The sequence below is a fragment of the Pseudomonas sp. K5002 genome (assembly GCF_013386655.1).
Taxonomy (GTDB): domain Bacteria; phylum Pseudomonadota; class Gammaproteobacteria; order Pseudomonadales; family Pseudomonadaceae; genus Aquipseudomonas.
Genome location: NZ_JACARK010000029.1, coordinates 1 through 5,080, shown reverse-complemented (window position 1 = coordinate 5,080; position 5,080 = coordinate 1). Strand labels below are relative to the sequence as shown.

The 5,080-nt window shown below is 61.1% G+C and carries 4 protein-coding genes and 1 pseudogene; 2 read left to right on the top strand and 3 right to left on the bottom strand.

All coding sequences use genetic code 11. From position 1 onward, the window contains the following. Positions 1–100: 100 nt before the first annotated feature. Positions 101–997 (top strand): LysR substrate-binding domain-containing protein, encoded by an 897-nt coding sequence (locus HX846_RS01555; RefSeq protein ID WP_178964829.1) that lies wholly within the window; start codon positions 101–103, stop codon positions 995–997. Here the strand turns inward: HX846_RS01555 and HX846_RS01550 are convergent. Both HX846_RS01550 and kynU read right to left on the bottom strand, forming a co-directional pair. Continuing rightward, positions 943–2,349, bottom strand: a complete 1,407-nt coding sequence (locus HX846_RS01550; RefSeq protein WP_177122305.1) for an amino acid permease — start codon at positions 2,347–2,349, stop codon at positions 943–945. The genes HX846_RS01555 and HX846_RS01550 overlap by 55 nt on opposite strands. 165 nt (positions 2,350–2,514) lie before the next feature. Further along, positions 2,515–3,765: a kynureninase gene (gene kynU / locus HX846_RS01545; RefSeq protein WP_134325689.1), complete on the bottom strand. Its 1,251-nt coding sequence runs from the start codon at positions 3,763–3,765 to the stop codon at positions 2,515–2,517. 142 nt (positions 3,766–3,907) lie between these two features. Here kynU and HX846_RS01540 point away from each other — a divergent pair, with 142 nt between their 5' ends. Continuing rightward, the gene (locus HX846_RS01540; RefSeq protein ID WP_003212305.1) at positions 3,908–4,381 is read left to right on the top strand and encodes an Lrp/AsnC family transcriptional regulator; all 474 of its coding nucleotides are present in this window, start codon (positions 3,908–3,910) and stop codon (positions 4,379–4,381) included. Between the two features lie 124 nt (positions 4,382–4,505). Here HX846_RS01540 and HX846_RS01535 read toward each other — a convergent pair. Further along, positions 4,506–5,080, bottom strand: a pseudogene (locus HX846_RS01535) (catechol 1,2-dioxygenase); the annotation flags it as partial.

The window sequence follows — 5,080 nt, the reverse complement described above, 5'->3', positions numbered from 1 at the left end:
GAGCAAGCCCGCTCCCACATTTTGAAAGGGTTCACAGATCTAAATGTGGGAGCGGGCTTGCTCGCGAAGAGGCCCGTCCAGACACTGAGATCCCCAGCCCATGCACTTTGACCTGATCGACCTGCGCCTGTACCTGCACATCCTCGACACCGGCAACATCACCGCCGGCGCCAGCCGCAGCCATTTGTCCCTGGCGGCGGCCAGTGCACGGATCCGGGCGATGGAAGCCTCCCTGGGCATCGAGTTTCTTGAACGTGGCCGCCGTGGCGTCACCCCGACTGCTGCGGGTAAAGCCCTCGCCCGTCACGCCCGCCTGCTGTTGCAGCAAGCCGATCACCTGCAGCAAGACCTCGCGGAATACGCCAACGGCGTCAAGGGCCAGGTGCGCCTGCTGTGCAACACCACCGCCCTGAGCGAATACCTGCCGGAGCTGTTGGCGGACTTTCTGCACGAGCACCCCAACCTCGACATCGACCTGCAGGAACTGCCAAGCCTGCGCATCACCCACGCCTTGCGCCAGGGCGCGGCAGACCTGGGGATCATTTCCGATGCGGTGGACACCCACGGCCTGCAAACCCTGCCCTTTCGCGACGACCCGCTGGTGCTGATCATGCCGCTGGAACATCCGCTGGCCGGGCGCACCGTGAGTTTTATCGACAGCTTGCAGCACGACTATGTGGGCCTGGCCGCCGACAGCGCGCTGGCGGTGTACCTGGAGGAACAGGCATTGCACGCAGGCTTTCGCTTGCAGACACGCATCCGCGCTGATGGGTTTGACGGGCTGATTCGCATGGTCGCCCGGGGCGCCGGGCTGGGGATCGTGCCCCTGGCGGCGCTGGAACGCTGGCCGTTGGAGCGGCGCTTCAAGGCCCAACCCCTGAGCGAGGATTGGGCCTGTCGCAAACTGCTGTTATGCGCCCGCGAGTTCGAGCAATTGCCGGGTTATGCCAAAGCCTTGTTCGATGCCTTGGCCGCGCCCTTGCGGAAGAATACGTAGTACACCGCCGACAGAATCAGCAGGAACGGCACCCCGAACACCAGCGTCATCTTGAATGCATCGGTGAAGAACGTGGTGATCATCACCGCGCCCATCAGCACCAGGCCCAGCAGTGTGCTGTAGGGAAACAGCGCCAGCTGGAACGACAGCTTCGCCCCGCCGTGACGCTTGCGGTAGCGGCGGAAAAACAGGTGCGTGAGGAAGATCATGAACCAGGTGAAGATCGCGCCAAACATCGAGATCGCCATCATCAGGGTGAACGAGCTTTCCGGGTACACCACGTTCAGCAGGGTCGCCAGGGCAATGCCCGAGCTGGACAGCAACAAGGCGTTCAACGGGATCCCGCTCTTGCTCAAGGCGCCCATGGACTTGGGCGCAAAACCGGCGCGGGACAGGCTGAACATCATGCGGGTGGTGATGTAGAGCTGGCTGTTCATCGCCGACAGCGCAGCGATCAGGATCACGAAGTTCATCACCCCGGTGGCGCCGGGAATGCCGATGGTCTGCATCACCGTGACGAACGGGCTCTGGGCGTGGCCGGCCTGGTTCCATGGCACGATGGCCAACATCAGCGCCAGGGTCAGCAGGTAGAACACCACCAGCCGCACGATGGTCGCGCGGAAGGCTTTTTTCACCGCCTGCTCCGGGTCGGCCGCTTCACCGGCGGCCACCGCGATCATTTCCACGCTCAGGTAACTGAAGATCGAGACGATCACCGCGATCCACATGCCGCTCAACCCGTTCGGGAAAAAGCCGCCGTGGGCCGCGTAGTTCTGCACACCGTAATCCGGGTTGCCGGAGCCGAACACCACGTACACCGCGAGGATGATGAAGCCGACAATCGCGCTGATCTTGATCGTGGAAAACCAGTACTCGAAGTTGCCGAAGGTCTTGACGCTGATGGCGTTGAGTACGATCAGCACGCTGGAAAACGAGACGATCCACACCCATTCCGGCACGTTGGCAAACCAGTACTTCATGTACATCGCCACCGCCGTGACCTCGGCGCCCACCGCCAGCACAATCGCCGCCCAGTACGCATAACGCACCAGGAAACCGGCCAGCGGGCTGACGTAAAATTCGGCATACGCGCCGAAGGAGCCCGAGGTGGAATGCGCCACGGTCATCTCCGCCAGGCAGCCCATCAACAGCAAAGTGATCAGCGCACCGATGGCATAGCTGACCAGCACGCTGGGCCCGGCATAGCCGATGGCGTAGGCGCTGCCCATGAACAGCCCGGTGCCGATGGCGCCACCGATGGCGATCATACTCATCTGGCCGGAAGTGAGCTGGCGCCTGAGGCCCAGTTCGCGATTGGTGATTTCGGCAAAGCCTTGGTCTGGCGTGGTCACGTGGCGTGCCCCTTTATTATTGTGATTGCACTGCTTTCTGGTTGAAACACTGTCCCCTGTGGGAGCGGGCTTGCTCGCGAATGCGGTGTGCCAGTCAATACATCAGAGACTGATAGACCGCATTCGCGAGCAAGCCCGCTCCCACATTTTTTGCTCTGCGTTTACTCAGGTGACGCTGTGACGAACCTTGAACTGCGGCTGGTCCCAGGTTTTTTGATCGAGAATCTCACCCAGGATTTCCACCGCATCCCACACTTCAGCAAAGCTGGTGTACAGCGGGGTAAACCCGAACCGCATGATCCGCGGCTCACGATAATCACCAATCACGCCGCGAGCGATCAAGGCCTGGATAACCGCGTAGCCTTCCGGGTGTTCGAAGCTGACGTGGCTACCCCGTCGGGCATGCTCACGCGGGGTGATCAGGGTCAGGTCGTGGGCGGCGCAACGGCTTTCCACCAACTCGATAAACAGGTCGGTCAACGCCAGTGATTTAGAGCGCAAGCTGGCCATATCGGTCTGGGCGAAAATATCCAGGCCACACTCCACCATCGCCAGCGAGGTAATCGGCTGGGTGCCGCACAGGTAGCGGGCGATGCCCTGGCTCGGCGCATAACGCGATTCCATGGCGAACTGTCGGGTATGCCCGAACCAGCCCGACAGCGGCTGCGTAACCACATCCACCAGCGCCGGGTTGACCCACACAAACGCCTGGGAGCCGGGCCCGCCATTGAGGTATTTGTAAGTGCAACCAATCGCATAATCGGCACCGGCCTGATGCAGGTCGATCGGCACCGCGCCCGCGGAATGCGCCAGGTCCCAGATCGCCAGCGCGCCACATTCATGGCTCAAGGCAGTCTGGGCCTGCATGTCGTACATGTAGCCGGTCTTGTAGTTGACGTGGGTAAGCATCACCACGGCCGTGTCCTGGTCGATGGCTTTCGGCAGTTCGTCCGGGCTGTTGACCAGGCGCAGGGAGTAGCCCTGTTGCAGCAGTTCGGTGAGGCCTTCGGCGATGTACAGGTCGGTGGGGAAATTGCTCGCTTCGCTGACGATCACCTTGCGGCTTGGCGCGCGTTCGCGTTGCACGGTCAGCGCGGCGCTGAGCACTTTGAACAGGTTGATGGAGGTGGTATCGGTGATCACCACTTCACCGTCGCGGGCACCGATCAGCGGTGCCAGGCGATTGCCCAGGCGCTGGGACAGGTCGGCCCAGCCGGCACTGTTCCAGCTGCGAATCAGGCCATTGCCCCACTCCTCGGCAATAACCGCTTGCGCCCGCTCCAGTGCCGCTACCGGGCGCGCACCGAGGGAGTTGCCGTCGAGGTAGATGACCCCGGCCGGCAAGGCGAATTGGTTGCGCAATGGCGCCAGCGGATCCTGGGCGTCGAGGGTCAGGCAATGGGTGCGGGTGGTCATGGTCAGTCCTGTTGTTGTAGTAACAATGAGCCAAATAATGAACGAAGCTTTAGAGAATTTTCGTGCAAAGTGGTGGGCAACAGGCTAATTAAGCTGTAGGAAATTCGAATTTAACCCCCAAACACGCGGATTTATTCTAACCATGATTCTCGACGCCACCGACCTGCGCCTTCTGCATTTCCTGCAACAGGATGGCCGTATCAGTAACCAGGAACTGGCCGAGAAAGTCGCCCTGTCGCCGTCGGCCTGCCTGCGGCGTTTGCGCCTGCTGGAAAGCGAGGGAATCATCAGTGGTTATCGGGCGGTGTTGAACGCCGAGCAACTGGGGATCGAGCTGGAGGCCATCGTCCACCTGTCGTTACGCCAGGATGTGGAGGATTGGCACGAGACGTTTATCAAGAAGGTGCAGGGGTGGCCGGAGGTGGCCAGTGCGTATGTGATTACCGGGGCGAGCAATTATGTGCTGCGGGTGCAGGCGCGCAACCTCAAGCACTTTTCGGATTTCATTGTGAACCACCTGAACCGCACGGCGGGGGTGATGGATATTCGCTCGGAGATCGTGCTGCAGAAGATCAAGGATCGGGATGATCTGCTCGATCTGGTTGTTCGCAAGTAGGCCAAACGATACAGAGCCAATGTGGGAGCGGGCTTGCTCGCGAAGGCGGAGTGTCAGTCACCGGAAATATTGACTGATCCACCGCATTCGCGAGCAAGCCCGCTCCCACATTTTTTTACCGCGTTCAGTCTTCGAGCGCGCGAACTCGTTGCATACGTTTCTGTTCGACAGGCGCCGCCGCAGGCTGCAACTCAAAGTCAAAATCAATCTGCGCAAACTGCCCTTCCACACCAAATTCCTTCGCCAGGTTCGCGTCCTCGCTGAAGCGAATTTCGGCGATCAACTCATCCCGCGTCGCATAGGCAAAATCATCATGCAGGTACGGGTCATCCGACAGGTTGATCTGCGTGGTCAGGTGCCGATGGCCCGGCGCCGAGATGAAGAAGTGGATATGCGCCGGCCGCTGGCCATGGCGCCCCAACTGGTCCAGCAACTGCTGGGTCGGCCCGGTCGGCGGGCAGCCATACCCCGACGGCACGATGCTGCGAAAACGGTAGTTGCCCTGGGCATCGGTCTCGATTCGCCGACGCAGGTTGAACTCCGACTGCGTGCTGTCAAACCACGAATACGTACCACCGGTATTGGCCTGCCATACATCGACAATCGCCCCCGCCAACGGCTTGCCATTGGTGTCGCGCACCTGGCCCTGCATGAACAGCGGCACGCCCGGGTCCTGCCCGTCGTCCAGCCGCGCCTCGA

Coding starts and splice junctions, on each gene's coding strand:
- kynU (WP_134325689.1), bottom strand. CDS start 3,765: ATGACCACCCGCACCCATTGCCTGACCCTCGACGCCCAGGATCCGCTG.
- HX846_RS01540 (WP_003212305.1), top strand. CDS start 3,908: ATGATTCTCGACGCCACCGACCTGCGCCTTCTGCATTTCCTGCAACAG.
- HX846_RS01555 (WP_178964829.1), top strand. CDS start 101: ATGCACTTTGACCTGATCGACCTGCGCCTGTACCTGCACATCCTCGAC.